Raw genomic sequence first — 17,008 nt, 5'->3', positions numbered from 1 at the left:
GAAAAGAAAAAGGCAACCTGCGGGTTGCCTTTTTTTTGCCTTATTCCACGGTGCTGAAACCGTCGATGTGGCTCAGCTCGGCCCTTAGCTCTTCGGTGAGGGCTTGTTGCAGGGCCTCGTCACGCTGAGTGCCGTCAGTATTGCCCCAGATAGGGCCCGGCCAAGCAACATCATCTTTGAAGCGGGCGATATGATGGACATGCAACTGTGGCACAAGGTTACCCAAAGCGCCAACGTTGATTTTGTCTGCCTGATAATCTTTTTCAAGCACTGTCGCCACGGCACAGGACTCTTTCATCAATTGAAGCTGTTCGGTTTCTGGTAAGTGATGGATTTCGCGCAGGGCGTCTTTACGTGGCACTAAAATAAGCCAAGGGCCAAGGGCTTCTTTAGATAGCAGTACTTGGCACAGTGGAAGGTTACCGACAATCGTAGTATCTGCGGCCAGTCTCGGATGAAGTGAAAACTGCATGGAATTATTCCTTAATTGTATTGTGCAGCTCACATGCTGAGATATTTGCCAACAGCCGAAAATGGGCTTTGGGGTAGGATAACGACATCAGGAGCTGCACTGATAACAATACGATAGTGTGAATATAATGCAGTAGCAATGCTTTCTGCCATGACCGGCGGTAATTTTTTAATGCGTAGGTGAAATATACTCAAGTAACTTTCTCGGAATCAAACGGCTTGAGTTACTTGGATATAGGATGTGAGCAGGAAGTGGGTTCGGGATTATCCGCGTTGTGAAATCGGCGGTATCGTGACGGCGTTCTAGTGGGAGTGAGGCATGGGTGCTCAATATCAAGATGTGCTGGACTTTTGGTTCGGCGAGATAGGTGAAGAAGTAACGGTCACGGATCGGAATACACTGTGGTTTCGTGGCGGGAAAGAAACGGATCAAATTATTGCCGAACGTTTCCTACATCAAGTGAGTCAGGCTGGGCTCGGTGAACTCAGTGCGTGGACTGAGGAGCCAAGGGGGACCCTCGCGCTGATCATTCTGCTCGATCAATTTACCCGCAATATTTACCGCGGTTTAAGTGCTGCATTTCGCTATGACTCACTGGCATTGGCTTTGTGTCGGCGGGGCTTGGCAAAGAACCAAGACCTGGATCTAACGCCAATAGAGCGCGTGTTTTTCTACTTGCCTCTGGAGCATTCAGAAGCCATCGAGGATCAGGAAGAGGCGGTATTTCGGTTTGACCGCCTGATGCAGACGGTTAACCCGGCACATGCCGATACCTTCGAGGGTTTCTATCAGTATGCGGTCAGCCATCATGATGTGATTAAGCGCTTTGGCCGTTTTCCGCACCGTAACGCGGCTTTTGGCCGCTTATCGACTCAGGAAGAGCTGGAATGGCTGCATAAAGGTGGCCAACGGTTTGGTCAGTAGCTGAAGCTGGCAAAGCCGTCAGCTTGCTGGGCTAGGAAATCGGCAGTACCCGGTTTCGCCCCAGTTGCTTGGCTTGGCTGAGGAAGTGATCAGCGCGCTCAATAACGGCCAAGCTGTGCTCATTATCTTGTGAGCTACTGATACCAAATGAGGCGGTAACGGAATTGATCCGTTGCCCAGATTTCTTATCGCGTATCGAAATTTTTTCAATGGCTCTGCGCATGGTTTCCGCTTGCTGGCGGGCCGAGGGTAATGACTTATGCGGCAGCAAAATGGCAAACTCCTCCCCACCGAAGCGATAGGCTTTGGCATAATCACGGCAGCACTCCGATAGCCTTTTGGCGACCATCTTCAAGACCTGATCGCCCATAAGGTGGCCGAATTCATCATTGAAGTATTTGAAGTGGTCAATGTCTAGCAACACCAGGCTAGTCGGGATCTGGTTGTCGAGATAGCTTTGAATATCCTGATCAAAGGCACGACGATTGTAGAGTGTGGTTAACGCATCTTCGTTGGCCTGCTGTTGGCTTTTGTTAAGCGCAGCCCGCAAGGACTGGATCTCTTGCTGGGCAGAATCGAGCTGGCCTTTAAACAGCCCTGTCGATTGGCGCATCTGCTGTGATTCGCGAAGCAGCTCACGAACTAAGGTAATGGTCTCTTCAAGGGATACCCCTTCTTTTCCAACCTGCTCCAGCCGACCGAATGTTGACTCAAGCACATTATGGAAGCTATTGGTATCTGACAGGGTGTCAGCCATACTGTGGGAGAGCTCCTGCATCATAGCCGTGAGACTGAGCTTGAGCTGTTTGACGTTGTTATCGGTTTGGCTGGCTAAGTGGTCTTGGTACAGGGTTTCGCACAATGTCGGCGTGCAATGGCCGATAGCTTCGATACCACGTTCGAGTGCTATATTGAGCGGGGGATTTTGCTGAGAGCTATAGGTATACCACAGGGCATAGTTGGTTGGGGTGGTGGGGACCTTATGCTTAATCATCAGGGGAACGGCTTGTTTGAGGATCTCCGTTGATTTTGCAAAGCTGTCGTTACTCATACCTAACATCCAATATTACTGGTCTTCTGATCGCCAATTGCTATGAATATAGCTATAGATAATAAAATAGCCTTCTAAGGATACCCTAGAAGGCTATGAATTATTAGATATTTATTGAATTATGCTAGCGTTTTATTACATGCGCTCAAGAGTTTCGATACCCAGCAGATCCAGACCTTGCTTGATTGTCTTCGCTGTCAGTAGGGCCAGTTTCAGACGGCTCTGCTTAACGCCTTCTTCAGCGTTCAGGATAGGGCACGCTTCGTAGAAGCTTGAGAATTTACCTGCTAGCTCGAATAGGTAGGTACACATTAGGTGTGGCTGACCTTCACGAGCTACATTCTGTACCGCTTCTTCGAACTGAAGCAGGGCAGAAAGCAGTGCTTGTTCTTTCTCGTCGTTAATCACGACAGGGTGAGTCAGATCAGCAAGCTCAACATCTGCACGCTTGAAGATAGAAGCGACACGGGTGTATGCGTATTGCATGTACGGTGCCGTGTTACCTTCGAAGGCAAGCATGTTGTCCCAGTCGAAGATGTAGTCAGTGGTACGGTGCTTAGACAGATCAGCATACTTAACCGCAGCCATTGCAACCGTGTTGGCAATGTTGGCTTTCTCTTCAGCGTCTAGTTCAGGATTTTTCTCTTCGATCAGCTTCGTTGCACGTACTTCAGCTTCGTCAAGAAGGTCGGCTAGGCGAACGGTACCACCTGCACGGGTCTTGAATGGACGACCGTCTTTACCCAGCATCATACCAAAAGCGTGGTGCTCAAGGCTGACGGTTTCTGGCACGTATTCCGCCTTACGGACGATAGTCCAAGCCTGCATTAAGTGCTGGTGCTGACGGGAGTCGATGAAGTAAAGCACACGGTTTGCACCAAGCTGCTCGTAACGGTATTTTGCACAAGCGATGTCAGTGGTGGTATATAGGAAACCGCCGTCGCGCTTCTGGATGATCACACCCATAGGCTCGCCGTCTTTGTTCTTGTACTCTTCAAGGAAAACAACCTGCGCGCCGTCATCTTCAACAGCCAGACCTTTTTCTTTCAGGTCAGCCACGATACCAGGCAGCATGTCGTTGTACATTGATTCACCCATCACGTCATCACGGCTCAGTGATACGTTTAGGCGGTCGTAGTTGCGCTGGTTCTGGATCATGGTGACATCAACCAGCTTCTTCCACATATCAGCGCAGTACTCGTCACCACCTTGCAGTTTAACTACGTAGTTACGTGCGCGTGCTGCAAACTCGGCATCTTCGTCGTACAGCTTTTTCGATTCGCGGTAGAAAGCTTCCAGATCAGAAAGCTCCATAGAAACTTCACCAGATTCTTTTTGTACACGCTCAAGGTTAGCGATAAGCATACCGAACTGTGTACCCCAGTCACCGATGTGGTTAGCACGGATCACTTTGTGGCCTAGGTGCTCAAGGGTACGAACAACCGCATCACCGATGATAGTTGAGCGTAGGTGACCTACGTGCATTTCTTTGGCAACGTTTGGCGCAGAGTAATCAACAACAATAGTTTGCTGTTCTTCAGTTGATACGCCTAGGCGTTCATCTTTCAGGGCATTTTCCGCTTGCTCGGCGAGCCAGGTTTTGCTCAGGAAGATGTTGATAAAGCCAGGGCCAGCGATTTCAACTTTTTCAGCGATACCGTCAAGGTCTAGCTGTTCGATAACTTTTTGTGCGAACTCGCGAGGGTTAGTACCCAGTTTTTTGGCTACGCCCATTACACCGTTGGCTTGGTAATCACCAAATTGCGCTTTCGCAGACTGGCGAACTGCAGCAGGGCTGCCGGCAGGTGCGCCTGCGGCTTCTAGCGCCTGAGATACTTTTTCATTAATGAGTGCTTGAATGTTCACACGCTTATCCTTTAAATCGTTTGTAACGCCAATAAGTAATGCAAATTGGCGAGGCAAAAACGGCACCGTATTCAAGGGATATAACCGTCAAAAATAATCACGACCATTGGCCTATAAAGATAGCACCAAGTGATAATTTATTTACGTGAGTATTTTTGACGGGGCCGCCTCAGAAGTGGAAGAGGGGAGACATCTTGAATACGCTGGTTGCATTGCCCTAATAATACCCACAAATTTAGGTGGTTTGGCAAGCCGTAAAGACAATAGATTGCGATTTTTTTTTAATATCCATAGTGGGGTGAAAAATATGCAGGAGTCTAGCAAGCACAAGGGCTTTGCCGATGCGAATAGGGCTGTTGTCAAGCCGAAAACTATGGATAATTATGCGTTCAATCGCTCAGCGTGAATAATCGGAGAAAAGACATGCACAAGCTAGAACAAAAAGGTCTGTTACCAGAGCAAATGTTGGCCCAGTTACCCGCTTTCATGGCGAAAATTGAACGCCTTGCCGAAGAGTTGGGCCTATCGCTTGCCAGTTACCAAGCGGATCATATTGCTTTGCGGGTCAACGATTGGGACGTTGCAGAGCAGTTGCACAAGGCGTGGCTGGCTTATGGCAAGGAGTGGTCGACCAATGAAATCAACGGCCGGCCGATTGTGGTGATTGGCTTTAATACCCCGCTTAGCTGCGGTCCTTGGCAGATCGAAGCACTGGAATTACCGTATCCGGGGGAAAAAGCGTATCCGCAAGAGGGATGGGAGCATATCGAATTTGTGATCCCATCAAAGGCAGGCGATACCGATGTGTTGAAGGTCACTTTGGATCAAGCGTTTCCTGAGTTAGCGAGTCAGTGGGACAAATTAGTCGATAAAGGCATTAAGGTGAAAGCCAGCTGCCCGTCAGGTGAGAAAGAGCGCCTTTCCAACCCAACCTATGCTTTCAAGCAAGATGGGGTTTGTATTAAGCTGCACCCGCATTCACTAAAAGCCGTCATTGAGAGTGAAGCGGAGTAAGCAAAGAAGTCACTCCTTTATTGAACTGATCGAATCTGTGGTACTCCTTCTGCGAGAGTAGCAGGGTAAATTAGCAAAACCTACCCACCATGGATGGTGGGTAGGAGCGACATGGATGCCTTTATGCGTTTTTGATAATTTGCCCTGCTGCTTGGCGTTCAGTGTTGTTGGTGATTACAAAATCACAGTCCGGTTACCGTGAACAAAGACCCGATCATCAATCACTAAGCCTAGGGCTTTACTCAGCACCGACTTTTCAACATCTTTGCCTGCTCGTGCCATGTCTTTGGCACTGAAATTATGGTCAACCGGAATCACGTTCTGGGTAATGATCGGGCCCTCATCAAGATCGTTAGTCACAAAGTGGGCTGTGGCACCAATGATTTTCACCCCGCGTTCAAAGGCTTGCTGGTAAGGTTTGGCACCGATAAAGGCTGGCAGGAAGCTATGGTGGATATTGATGATTTTATGGGGAAACTGGGCAACGAAATTCGGCGTGAGAATACGCATGTATTTGGCCAGCACCACATAATCGGGCGTGTACTGCTGCACGGTTTCAAGCAATAGGGCCTCATGCTCGTCCCGGCTGATCCCTTCATGGCTGATGTGATGGTAGGGAATACCAAAGTTGCGGGCGAGCTCAGCCAAATGGTCGTAGTTGCCGACAATGGCGGCAATTTCGATATCGAGTGTGCCATCAAAGGTTTTGACCAGAATATCACCCAAGCAGTGAGCTTCTTTGGTCACCATGATCACAATGCGTTTACGCTCTGAACCGATCAGGCGTCGTTGACTCCCTTCAGGCAGTGCACGGTCCAGATCGAAAAGGAAGGTTTCGTCATTGAAGTAGCCTTCCAGTTCGGTGCGCATAAAAAACTGGCTATGGGAGTGATCGACAAACTCATTGTTGTGAACAATATTGAGCTGGTGCTTGTAACAGATATTGGTGATTTTGCTGATCAGGCCCATTGCATCCGGGCAATCGGTCAGCAGGGTTTTCTTTTCCATGTTCTTCCTTGCACTAAAATATATAAATCCTTTCTTTTATTTACATCGGATCGTTTTCAGGGTCAAAACATAAATATTGAGTAAATGGATTTATTACTTTGTACAAAGTGACATTGACGAGGAACTTCCCATGAAAAGATTACCGAAAATATGGGCAGGGGGGCTCGGCCTTCTCGCGTTTTATCCGCTTTTCCATTATGCGATTGCGGTAACGCACGCTGAAGATCCTGAATTGTTGTATAACCGCTTGGGGGGCCTGGCACCTATCACTGTGGTAGTGAATGACTTCATTGATGTGATGGTTGTTGATGATGTACTTAATAGTAACCCAGCGGTTGATCTGGCAAGAAAAAGTGTCCCGGCAGCTTACTTAAAGTATCAAGTGACTACGATGATCTGCCAAGCAACTGGTGGCCCATGCCAGTATACAGGGCGTGCAATGAAAAATTCCCATCAGCCTCTCAACATTACACCGGCTGAGTGGCAACATATGGTGGTACTGCTTACCGGTGTATTCAATAAATATGAGCTCCCTGAAAAAGAGCAGCAAGAGTTGTTGGCTATTGTTGATTCCACTAAGGCAGACATAGTGGCAGCCGAATAACGACGTTTGGTATTACACGCGGCGGCTGGAATAAATCATGGCTGCTAAGTGGGAATATTGGCATAATGACCGGTCATCCGACGGTGTTGCCTAAAGCCCGTTTTCCTAAAGCAGATAGTCGAAAGCCTAGATATTCAAAAGCCTATGATAGCCAAGTTTTTTGCCTCCGGCGGTGCGCTAGATAAAGCCATCCCCGGGTTCCAGGCCCGCCAGCCGCAAATCGATATGGCGCAAGCCGTGGCCGATGCCATTAAGACCGAGAGCCAGCTTGTTGTTGAAGCGGGAACGGGAACCGGCAAGACGTTTGCTTATTTGGTACCCGCTTTGGTCAGTGGTAAAAAGACCATAATTTCTACAGGCTCCAAAAACCTGCAGGAACAATTGTTCCACCGGGATTTGCCCTTGATGGCGGATGCTCTCGGTTTTACCGGCCGGGTGTCTTTGCTCAAAGGGCGGTCGAATTACTTATGTCTCGATCGGCTGAGTCGTCAAATCACCGAAAGCCATGGCGTCCATACCGATCCGAAACTGTTGAGTCAGTTGGTTCAGGTTCGGAGCTGGTCGTCGTCGACCAAGAGCGGTGATTTGGGCGATTGTGAGGATATTGCCGAAGACAGTCCGGTGATCCCGATGATCACCTCGACCAATGACAACTGCCTCGGCCGGGAATGTCCGTCCTATGACGACTGCTTTGTGGTCAAAGCGCGCCGTCGGGCAATGGAAGCCGATGTCGTGGTAGTCAACCACCACCTCTTTTTGGCCGATCAGGCGATCAAAGAAACCGGTTTTGGCGAATTGATCCCCGAAGCCGAGGTATTCATCTTTGATGAAGCCCACCAAATGCCAGATATTGCCAGCCAGTATTTTGGCCAGAGCTTATCAAGCCGTCAGATCCAAGAGCTGGCGAAAGATGTTGAGATTGGCTATCGCACCGAAGCCAAGGATATGCGCCAGCTGCAAAAAACCGCCGACAGGCTGTACCAAGCGGCGGCCGATATGCGTATTGTACTTGGCGAACCCGGTTTTCGCGGCAACTGGCGCGAAGCGATAACCAGCCAAGCGATTCAGCGAGAAATCACCCGTTTGAATGACGCCTTGGATTTAACCCACGAAGTGCTGAAGTTGGCATTGGGCCGGAGCCAGTTGCTGGACGCGGCCTTTGAACGGGCGACCTTAATCAAGGCACGGCTAGAGCGGGTCTGCGATACCAGCATTACCGGCTATTCCTATTGGTATGAATGTACCCCCCGTCATTTCAGCCTGCACATTACGCCATTGTCGGTGGCCGATAAGTTCAGTGAGCAGATCGAGCAGCAGGGGGGAGCGTGGATCTTTACCTCGGCGACCCTTGCGGTAAACGAGGACTTTAGCCATTTCAGCCAGCGGCTGGGACTCAAACCTAAGCAGCAGTTTTCGCTGGAAAGCCCGTTTGATTACCAGCAACAGGCGCTGCTGTGCGTGCCCCGCTTTTTGCCTGAGCCCAATAGCTTTGGTATTGCAGAACGACTGGTGGAGATGATGGCCCCTGTTATTGAAGAGAACCAGGGGCGCTGTTTCTTCTTGTGTACCTCACATCAGATGGTTCGTGAGTTGGCCGAAGGGTTCCGGGCCAAGCTCGACCTTCCCGTATTGGTGCAGGGCGAAACGACCAAGCAGAAGTTGCTGGCGGAATACCTTGAGCGGGGTAATGCCTTGTTGATAGCGACTGGTGCCTTCTGGGAAGGCGTGGATGTTAGAGGGCAGGCCCTAAGCTGTGTTATCATTGATAAATTACCCTTTACAGCACCGGATGATCCGCTGCTGAAAGCGCGTATAGAGGACTGCCGTTTACGTGGTGGGGATCCTTTTGCGCAAGTACAGATCCCGGATGCGGTGATCACCCTCAAGCAAGGGGTCGGTCGACTTATTCGTGATACACAGGATAAAGGTGTCCTGGTGATCTGTGACAACCGGTTAGTAACGCGTCCTTATGGCGCGGTCTTTCTTAACAGCCTGCCGTCTATCCCGCGAACTCGGGATGTTGTTAGCGTCGGGCAATTCTTATCTTCGGTTAATGGCCGCCAAGAGCCTGCCACAACCGAAGAACAGCATTCAGAGGCTTGAATGAGCAACAAAATTCTTGCAGTAGATACTGCCACCGAAAACTGTTCCGTCGCCCTTCTGGTGGGCGATGAAGTGATTTCTCTCTGTGAGTATGCGCCACGTGAGCACACCACCAAGGTGCTGCCGATGGTGGATAACGTACTGGCACAGGCTGGCCTAAAATTAAACCAACTTGATGCACTGGCTTTTGGCCGTGGTCCAGGTAGCTTTACCGGGGTACGTATCGGCATTGGTATTGCTCAGGGCTTGGCATTTGGTGCAGATCTGCCGATGCTAGGTATCTCGACCTTGGCCGCGATGGCACAGGGGTCATACCGCCAGCATCAGGCCGAGCAGGTGATGGCAGCCATTGATGCCCGCATGAATGAAATCTACTGGGGTCAGTATCGCCGTCAGGCAGATGGCGACTGGGTAGTGCAAGGCAGTGAGTTAGTTATTAAGCCTGAGATGTTGATCACGCAACTGCCATTGAGTGAAGGCCAGTGGTTAACGGCCGGTACAGGCTGGGAAAGCTATGCTGAACAACTGGCACAATTACCTGTTGAAGCTGTATCGGGTTCGGTACTTTACCCGGATGCCGCGGATATGGTGCATTTGGCCAAATATGCATTGGCTCGTGGCGAGGCGGTGTTAGCTGAGGAAGCTAGCCCTGTGTACCTCCGTGATACAGTCACCTGGAAAAAATTGCCGGGTCGCGAATAATACGTTTGCCTCATTGCCGTGTATGCATACTATGGTTGTAGCATACTCGGCAATCACTTGGATACTGGACGTTTCCTATGGTTTCTATTCAGCGCCTTCCTGTCACAATACCCCAAACGCCTTCAAAGACGAAAGTCACCCGCACCTCTGTTAACGGGGCCAGTGAACCCACCCCTGTTGCCAAGGCCGTTGCCCAATCAGTGCGTGACCCTGAGTTGCTCGACGCTGCGCACAGTCATATCCAGTATGATCAACCCGAGGGGAGAAACCGTCAGGCATTGGAGAGCTATATGGGGGTGATGCACCAGCACAAGCGAGATGAACTCTCGATGTTGGTAGGGGTCGATGTCTATGTTTAATACCGTGTCACATTGGAATAAGCTGTGCGATTAGCTGCCTGGTGCTCAGGAATTGTGCGGATATTCATCATTTACAATGGAGTTACCGATGTTTAGGAAGCTAATCGTTGGGTTGCTTGCTGTGACTATGATAGGCTGCGCCGCGGTGCCTGAGGCCCTCATGACCGATAGCGATGACCCAATCACAGATGTTGCTGCGCTGAGCGATCCTGCTGGCCAAGATTTTGGTCAGGCAATCCGCCTTGGTGGGGTGATTGCCGCCATTGATAACGGTGAACAGAAAACCCGGCTGGAAATTGTAGCCATGCCGATAGGCAGTGACGGTAAACCCAAGTTGGGCAGTAGCGCCCAACAACGCTTCGTCGCGTATGTTGATGGCTTCCTTGAACCGATTGCATACCATCCCGGGCGATTGGTCTCTGTTGCCGGGCATGTTGATGGGGAAGAAGACGGTAAAGTTGGCGAGTTTAACTACCGTTTCCCGGTGGTAGCCGCAACAGGAACCCAATTGTGGCAAGTGAAACAGGAAGTCTGGATCGATGATTTTGACCGTTTCAGGCGCTGTGTTGGTCTACATTGCTCACCCAGCCTTCTTAACAATGGCTTCTCAAGGGCTGAAGTTAGGGAGCGGGTGACCAAGTAAATTGCTATGTATCAGATAGAGTTTCAGTTGGCCGACCAGCGGCTGTCAGGGCTGGCCTCGTTTTCTTCCGAAAGGCCTATAGAAAACAAAGCCCAGCTAAGTGCCGTGTTAACGCAAAAACCAGTCATGGTCATGCTGCATGGTTGGCAGGATAATGCTGCAAGCTTTGCCCCTTTATTTGGCAAGTTGTCCGAGCGCTTTCATATTATCGCCATTGATTGGCCTGGGCATGGGCTTTCGACATCGAGGTCGGCTGATAATTTCTACCATTTTGTCGATTATGTTGATGACTTGGCCCAGTTGGTCGCTTTGTTGGATCAGCCACAGGTAACGCTGGTTGGCCACTCTATGGGGGCATTGGTGGCGGTATGTTTTGCCGCGGCTTTTGGCGATAAGGTCGACTCCCTGATGTTGATTGAAGGTTTAGCGCCATTGTCTGAAACGGCGGAAAGTACCCCAGATAGGCTTCGGCAGGGCATTGTTAGCCGACAACGCTACCGAGCGAGAGCGCAGCAGCGACAGAACCGCTCAATGGACTCGTTCCAGCAGGCACTGGATCTCCGTTGTGCCGTCAACGGCCTAATGCCAGAGCAGATCAAGCCGGTGGTGGCGCGGGCCGTTTTGCAGCGCGACGGGCGCTGGTACTGGCGACATGACAATCGCTTGCGGTGCGATTCATTGTACCGAATGGCTCACGAGCAGTCCCGAGCCTTGGTGGCATCGGTGCAATGTCCGGTGTTATCGATTATTGGCGAAACCGGTTACCGTAAATTGAAGCGAGAGCAACCAGATGCTCAAGGGTGGCAGCAGCTAGAGCAAATCGAGGTTGCTGGTGGTCACCACTGTCACCTTCAGAGTCCTGAACGGGTGGCGGATGAGATATTGTTATTTAATTCAAATTTTAATGCATTGGTCTAATAGGCCAGTGTTACTTGTATGTTAGGTGTGCTGTAATTGCGGTGTAAACACATGTTTTAATTACCTGCCAGCACAGTGTAGGCACCATGCCAAAATCAATAAGGAGAGTGCAAAGTGGATAAGGTTTGGCTTAACCGCTATCCGGGAGATGTACCGGCTGAAATTAACCCGGATCAGTATCCGTCATTGGTTGAAATGTTTGAGCAGTCAGTACACAAGTACGCTGATCAGACAGCGTTCATCAATATGGGACAGGTCATGACCTTCCGCAAGCTGGAAGAGCGTAGCCGTGCTTTTGCCGCCTACCTGCAAAATGAACTGAAGGTAAAAAAAGGCGACCGCGTGGCGGTCATGATGCCGAATCTACTTCAGTATCCAATTGCCCTGTTTGGAATTTTACGTGCCGGTTGTGTGGTGGTGAATGTTAACCCACTTTATACCCCGCGTGAGCTAGAGCACCAGTTGAACGACTCCGGTGCCAAAGCGATCGTCATTGTTTCTAACTTCGCCCATACCCTAGAAAGCATCGTTAAAAATACCAGCGTCCAGCATGTGGTACTGACCAGCCTGGGTGATCAGCTATCTCGCCCGAAGGGTACTCTGGTTAACTTTGTGGTGAAATACATCAAGAAAATGGTGCCTAAATACCACCTTCCTCACGCAACCTCCATGCGCATGGCTTTGCGCAAAGGTCGTCGTATGCAATATGTTAAGCCGTTTATGTCAGGCGACGATACCGCTTTTTTGCAGTATACCGGCGGTACGACAGGGGTTGCTAAGGGGGCGGTGCTTAGCCACCGCAACATGCTGGCTAACGTGATGCAGGCCAAAGGCGCATACGGCCCGGTCTTGACTGAAGGTCGCGAACTGATAGTAACAGCGTTGCCGCTGTACCATGTCTTTGCCCTGACCGTGAACTGCTTGCTGTTTATCGAAATGGGTGGACGTAACCTGCTGATCACTAACCCGCGTGATATCCCGACGTTTGTCAAAGAGCTGCAGCGCTATCCGTTCACCGCCATCACGGGTGTCAACACCTTGTTTAATGCGTTGGTCAACAATGAAGATTTCCATGAAATTGACTTCAGTCAGCTTCGTCTGTCAGTGGGTGGCGGTATGGCTGTCCAGCGCGCTGTGGCTGAAAAGTGGAAGCAAATTACCGGTAATTACTTGCTCGAAGGCTACGGCCTGACGGAGTGTTCGCCGCTTGTGGCCGCTTACCCGTATGATTTGACCGACTATAATGGTTCTATCGGCTTGCCGGTTCCTTCAACGGATGTGCGTATTGTTGATGACGAAGGCCAAGTATTGGGTAACGATCAGACGGGTGAGCTTCAGGTTCGTGGCCCGCAGGTGATGCAGGGTTACTGGCAGCGCCCGGAAGCGAGCAAAGAGGTCCTGACCGAAGACGGGTGGCTGTCAACGGGTGACATTGTTCGTTTTGATGATGAAGGCTTCCTGCATATTGTTGACCGCAAGAAAGACATGATTTTGGTATCAGGCTTCAACGTTTACCCGAATGAAATTGAAGATGTCGTTGCCCTTAACAGTAAAGTACTTGAAGTCGCTGCAATTGGTGAACCTCATGAAGTTTCTGGTGAGCTGGTTAAAATCTGCGTGGTTAAACGCGATGTCAGCCTAACCCGCGAGGAGCTGCTTGAACACTGCCGCGAGCACCTGACAGGTTACAAGGTGCCGAAAATTGTTGAGTTCCGAGATGAGCTTCCAAAAACTAATGTCGGTAAGATCTTACGCCGAGCATTGCGTGAAGAATCAGCTCAGCAAAACCAGAGTGCGTAAGCACATCGTGAATTAATACAAAGAATGCCGGCCTCAAGCCGGCATTTTATTGGTGAGAATACTGTGAATTTTGAAATAATTACCAGCCGTGAACGGCTGGAGACGATCTGCCTTCAGGCTCGCCGCCAGACCGCTGTCATGCTGGATACTGAATTTGTCAGAACCCGGACCCTGTACCCGAAGCTTGGCTTGATCCAGCTATTTGATGGTGAGTCGCTGGCATTGATTGACCCGTTGGCGATTGAGGATCTTGAGCCGTTGTGGGATCTGCTGCGCGATCAGTCGGTGATCAAGGTACTTCATGCCTGTGGCGAAGATTTGGAAGTTTTCCAATACTATGCCGGTTGTCTGCCTGTGCCGATGATTGATACCCAGATCATGGCCTCATTCCTTGGCTACGGAGTGTCAGCCGGTTTCGGTACATTGGTAAAAGATTATCTGGGTATTGAGCTTGATAAAGGTGAGGCGCGCACTAACTGGCTCGCCCGTCCACTGACCGACCGTCAGCTCGATTATGCCGCCGCCGATGTGTACTATCTGCTGCCGCTTTACCAGAAGCTGATGCCGCAAGTGGTAAACAAAGGCTGGCAGGAGGCGCTGGCTCAGGAGTGTGCTGGCTTGATGCTCAAGCGGGTTAAGACCATCGATCCGGATAAAGCCTTTCTTGATATCAAAAACGCTTGGCAGCTAAACCCTAAGCAGTTGGCTATTTTGCAAAAAGCCGCTAAATGGCGTGTGTTGGAAGCGCGTAAGCGCGACTTGGCCCTGAATTTTATTGTGAAAGAGCTGCACCTTTGGAAGCTGGCCCGTTTCGGCATCAAGTCCAAGGCGGTCATGGCGAAAGAAGGCTTCGAGAGCATGGAAATTCAACGCCATGCGAACCGTTTGCTAAAAATGGTTTACGATGTCGATGACATGCCGCCAGAGCAGTACCCTGAAAAAATCACCAGACTGATGGATTTGCCGGGTTACAAGCAAAAGGTTAAGCACATTAAGGATGTGGTGACGACGGTAGAGACGGAAACTGGCCTGATGGCAGAGTTTCTGGCATCGAAAAAGCAGATCAACCAGTTGATCTCTTGGGCATGGAAAAAAGACGCGCCGTCTGACAGCATGCCGGATATGCTAAAGACATGGCGCAAGCCGCTGTTTGAGCAAAAAGTATTGCCTTTGCTGAAAAAAGACTAAAGGCAGCGCAGAGATAGCGTTATAGCCAACAAAAAGCCCCGCACAGTGTGCAGGGCTTTTTAATAGCTTTAATAGCGATAAACTTACTTTTCTTCGTCTGGCAGAGTGACGTTGAGTTCGAGTACGGAAAGATCTTCTTCTTTCTGATCGAGGTTTACAGAAACCTGCTCAGGGCTGATTTCAACATATTTGCGGATGACGTCCAGGATATCCTGTTTCAACTGCGGTAAATAGCTAGGTGCACTATGATCGGCAGAACGGCGTTCAGCAACGATAATTTGCAGCCGCTCTTTGGCTAGACTGGCAGTCGTTGTTTTCTTGGGGCGGAAGAATTCTAACAATGCCATCGTGTATTATCCTCCGAATAGACGTTTTAGGAAGCCTTTCTTCTCTTCTTCAAGGAAGCGGAAGGGACGCTCTTCACCCAGCAAGCGGGCAACTGTGTCTTCGTAGGCGATACCCGCATCGGATTCTTTGTCAAAAATAACCGGTTCACCTTTGTTCGATGCATTCAGTACTGCCTGGCTTTCCGGGATCACACCGAGCAGAGGAATATGAAGGATTTCCTCGACATCGCCCACACTCAGCATTTCGCCTAATGTTACCCGAGCCGGGTTATAGCGTGTTAGCAGTAGGTGCGTTTTGACTGGCTCTTCGGCTTGCTCGGCGCGACGAGACTTTGAGTCAAGGATGCCAAGAATACGGTCAGAGTCACGCACAGAAGACACTTCAGGGTTGGTAGTGACAATGGCTTCGTCGGCAAAGTATAGCGCCATCAGTGCACCGGTCTCGATGCCTGCCGGTGAATCACAGATAATGAAATCAAAGCCCATCTCAGCCATATCGTTGAAAACACGTTCGACACCTTCACGGCTCAGCGCGTCTTTGTCACGGGTTTGAGAAGCGGGTAGAACATATAGGTTGTCAACACGCTTGTCTTTGATAAGTGCCTGGTTTAGGTTAGCTTCACCATTGATAACGTTGACGAAGTCATAGACTACGCGACGCTCACAGCCCATGATGAGGTCAAGATTACGCAGGCCGATATCGAAATCGATCACCGCCGTCTTCTTGCCGCTAAGCGCAAGGCCTGATGCAATAGCTGCACTCGAGGTAGTTTTACCAACGCCACCTTTACCTGAGGTAACCACGATAATACGTGCCATCTTTAAATTCCTTATTAAACGTTATAGAGCCATTTGCTCTATGTTCAAATTATTTTCAGCCAGCGAGATAACGACATTTGATCCCCAGAACTCTTCTTGTATTTTGTCGCTTAACCAGTAATTCCCTGCAATGGAAATGAGTTCAGGTTGTAAGTTATGGCAGAAAATTTTTGCCTCTTTTTGACCGCTAGCCCCAGCGATGGCACGCCCTCGCAGGGTGCCATAGACATGGATACAGCCATCAGCAATTATCTCTGCAGCAGGGCTTACATGTCCAAGCACTATCAGGTCACTATTTTTAGCATAAATTTGCTGGCCTGACCGAACTGGATTTTTAATTATTTTTGTCGGGGTCATCACAGGTTCGGCCGCTTTGGCCTGTTTGGCCGCATTCATAATGGCAAACCCGGCTTGTTTTGCCTGCTCTTGTTGACCAGGTTGTTTGCAGCCACTGATCCCAACAGGGATCATGCCTGCAGCTTGAACATGGCTTTTTAGTAAGGCGAAATCCAACTTATTTCCGGCTTGGCTGACATCAATGACGATGGGGGCTGCTGAAAAGAAATGAGGAGCCTGCTCAACTTTCTCTTTGAGAAAGTTGATTGCTTGCTGTATGTCGCCGTCCACCAAGTGGAGGGCAGAGAGGGTGAAAGAGCCTCCCTTGAGTTCTGCAGATTTTGTCATGTGTATTGATGACTGTCGCTAAATTAGTCGTTCGGGAACGTTATCTCTTGGGTAACTTGCATGTTATATTCCAAACCGTATATCAGCAAGCTATCCTTGCTTTTGCGTTGGAAATTCAGACAACCGTCTCATCAAGTAGGCGATCCTCTCTCCGGTAGGGAATGATTTATGCGAATCGTTGTCTGATAAAGAGCAAAATTAACGAACAGGTTACCGACAATATGTTGTGCGCAATTTACAAAAGCCCTAAGAAAGACAATACCTACCTCTATATCAACAAGAAAGATGATTTTTCATCAGTGCCTGAAACGCTGATGAAAACATTTGGTACGCCACAATTTGTCATGGTAATTAAGTTAGATGCACGTCATAAGTTGGCACAGGCAGATATCGATAAAGTAAAAGCGGATCTCAAGGGGTGTGGATATTACCTGCAAGTACCGCCACCCGTGCCAAACTTACTGGAGCAATACAAAGCGGATAAAGCCGCCAGCAGCAAAGGATAA

Annotated in this window: 18 protein-coding genes; 11 read left to right on the top strand and 7 right to left on the bottom strand. The window is 49.7% G+C overall.

Going from position 1 to position 17,008, the window contains the following annotated elements:
• Positions 1-40 precede the first annotated feature (40 nt).
• Positions 41-472, bottom strand: a complete 432-nt coding sequence (locus C9I99_RS17980; RefSeq protein ID WP_107350231.1) for an HIT domain-containing protein — start codon at positions 470-472, stop codon at positions 41-43.
• Positions 473-790: 318 nt separating this feature from the next.
• On the opposite strand from C9I99_RS17980, the gene C9I99_RS17975 reads away from it, so the two are divergent.
• Positions 791-1,396, top strand: coding sequence for a DUF924 family protein (locus C9I99_RS17975; protein ID WP_107350230.1), 606 nt, complete (start codon positions 791-793; stop codon positions 1,394-1,396).
• Positions 1,397-1,427: 31 nt separating this feature from the next.
• Here C9I99_RS17975 and C9I99_RS17970 read toward each other — a convergent pair whose 3' ends face one another.
• On the bottom strand, positions 1,428-2,447 hold the full coding sequence (locus C9I99_RS17970; protein ID WP_107350229.1) for a GGDEF domain-containing protein: 1,020 nt from the start codon (positions 2,445-2,447) through the stop codon (positions 1,428-1,430).
• A gap of 135 nt (positions 2,448-2,582) precedes the next feature.
• Complete coding sequence (argS, locus tag C9I99_RS17965) at positions 2,583-4,313, bottom strand: arginine--tRNA ligase (protein WP_107350228.1); 1,731 nt, start codon at positions 4,311-4,313, stop codon at positions 2,583-2,585.
• A gap of 423 nt (positions 4,314-4,736) precedes the next feature.
• Here argS and C9I99_RS17955 point away from each other — a divergent pair, with 423 nt between their 5' ends.
• The gene (locus tag C9I99_RS17955; RefSeq protein WP_107350226.1) at positions 4,737-5,327 is read left to right on the top strand and encodes a VOC family protein; all 591 of its coding nucleotides are present in this window, start codon (positions 4,737-4,739) and stop codon (positions 5,325-5,327) included.
• A 174-nt stretch (positions 5,328-5,501) separates the two neighbouring features.
• Here the strand turns inward: C9I99_RS17955 and purU are convergent, their stop codons facing one another.
• The gene (gene purU / locus C9I99_RS17950; protein ID WP_107350225.1) at positions 5,502-6,335 is read right to left on the bottom strand and encodes a formyltetrahydrofolate deformylase; all 834 of its coding nucleotides are present in this window, start codon (positions 6,333-6,335) and stop codon (positions 5,502-5,504) included.
• Positions 6,336-6,465: 130 nt separating this feature from the next.
• Here purU and C9I99_RS17945 point away from each other — a divergent pair, with 130 nt between their 5' ends.
• From C9I99_RS17945 to rnd, 8 genes are all read left to right on the top strand, one after another.
• Positions 6,466-6,939 carry a group I truncated hemoglobin gene (locus C9I99_RS17945; protein WP_107350224.1) on the top strand — a complete coding sequence of 158 codons (474 nt, stop codon included), beginning with the start codon at positions 6,466-6,468 and terminating at the stop codon, positions 6,937-6,939.
• Positions 6,940-7,083: 144 nt separating this feature from the next.
• On the top strand, positions 7,084-9,042 hold the full coding sequence (gene yoaA, locus C9I99_RS17940) for a DNA repair helicase YoaA (protein ID WP_107350223.1): 1,959 nt from the start codon (positions 7,084-7,086) through the stop codon (positions 9,040-9,042).
• Positions 9,043-9,744 carry a tRNA (adenosine(37)-N6)-threonylcarbamoyltransferase complex dimerization subunit type 1 TsaB gene (gene tsaB / locus C9I99_RS17935; RefSeq protein WP_107350222.1) on the top strand — a complete coding sequence of 234 codons (702 nt, stop codon included), beginning with the start codon at positions 9,043-9,045 and terminating at the stop codon, positions 9,742-9,744.
• 77 nt (positions 9,745-9,821) lie between these two features.
• The gene (locus tag C9I99_RS17930; RefSeq protein WP_107350221.1) at positions 9,822-10,103 is read left to right on the top strand and encodes a hypothetical protein; all 282 of its coding nucleotides are present in this window, start codon (positions 9,822-9,824) and stop codon (positions 10,101-10,103) included.
• Positions 10,104-10,191: 88 nt separating this feature from the next.
• The gene (locus C9I99_RS17925; RefSeq protein ID WP_107350220.1) at positions 10,192-10,746 is read left to right on the top strand and encodes a Slp family lipoprotein; all 555 of its coding nucleotides are present in this window, start codon (positions 10,192-10,194) and stop codon (positions 10,744-10,746) included.
• A 6-nt stretch (positions 10,747-10,752) separates the two neighbouring features.
• The gene (locus C9I99_RS17920) at positions 10,753-11,664 is read left to right on the top strand and encodes an alpha/beta fold hydrolase (RefSeq protein WP_107350219.1); all 912 of its coding nucleotides are present in this window, start codon (positions 10,753-10,755) and stop codon (positions 11,662-11,664) included.
• Positions 11,665-11,778: 114 nt separating this feature from the next.
• Positions 11,779-13,464, top strand: a complete 1,686-nt coding sequence (gene fadD / locus C9I99_RS17915; protein ID WP_107350218.1) for a long-chain-fatty-acid--CoA ligase FadD — start codon at positions 11,779-11,781, stop codon at positions 13,462-13,464.
• A 63-nt stretch (positions 13,465-13,527) separates the two neighbouring features.
• Positions 13,528-14,652, top strand: a complete 1,125-nt coding sequence (gene rnd / locus C9I99_RS17910; RefSeq protein WP_107350309.1) for a ribonuclease D — start codon at positions 13,528-13,530, stop codon at positions 14,650-14,652.
• Positions 14,653-14,735: 83 nt separating this feature from the next.
• On the opposite strand, the gene minE is transcribed toward rnd, so the two are convergent.
• The 3 genes from minE to minC are packed head-to-tail and all read right to left on the bottom strand — an operon-like array spanning position 14,736 to position 16,502.
• A complete protein-coding gene (minE, locus tag C9I99_RS17905) occupies positions 14,736-14,999 on the bottom strand; it encodes a cell division topological specificity factor MinE (RefSeq protein ID WP_107350217.1) in 264 nt (87 codons plus the stop codon).
• 6 nt (positions 15,000-15,005) lie between these two features.
• Positions 15,006-15,818, bottom strand: coding sequence for a septum site-determining protein MinD (gene minD / locus C9I99_RS17900; RefSeq protein ID WP_107350216.1), 813 nt, complete (start codon positions 15,816-15,818; stop codon positions 15,006-15,008).
• A 21-nt stretch (positions 15,819-15,839) separates the two neighbouring features.
• A complete protein-coding gene (gene minC, locus C9I99_RS17895) occupies positions 15,840-16,502 on the bottom strand; it encodes a septum site-determining protein MinC (protein WP_107350215.1) in 663 nt (220 codons plus the stop codon).
• Positions 16,503-16,723: 221 nt separating this feature from the next.
• On the opposite strand from minC, the gene C9I99_RS17890 reads away from it, so the two are divergent.
• On the top strand, positions 16,724-17,008 hold the full coding sequence (locus C9I99_RS17890; protein WP_107350308.1) for a YcgL domain-containing protein: 285 nt from the start codon (positions 16,724-16,726) through the stop codon (positions 17,006-17,008).

Origin of the sequence: Photobacterium lutimaris, assembly GCF_003025555.1 — a bacterium.
GTDB lineage: Bacteria > Pseudomonadota > Gammaproteobacteria > Enterobacterales > Vibrionaceae > Photobacterium > Photobacterium lutimaris.
The sequence above is the reverse complement of the archived record's forward strand: the minus strand, read 5'-3'. Positions and strand labels throughout refer to the sequence as shown.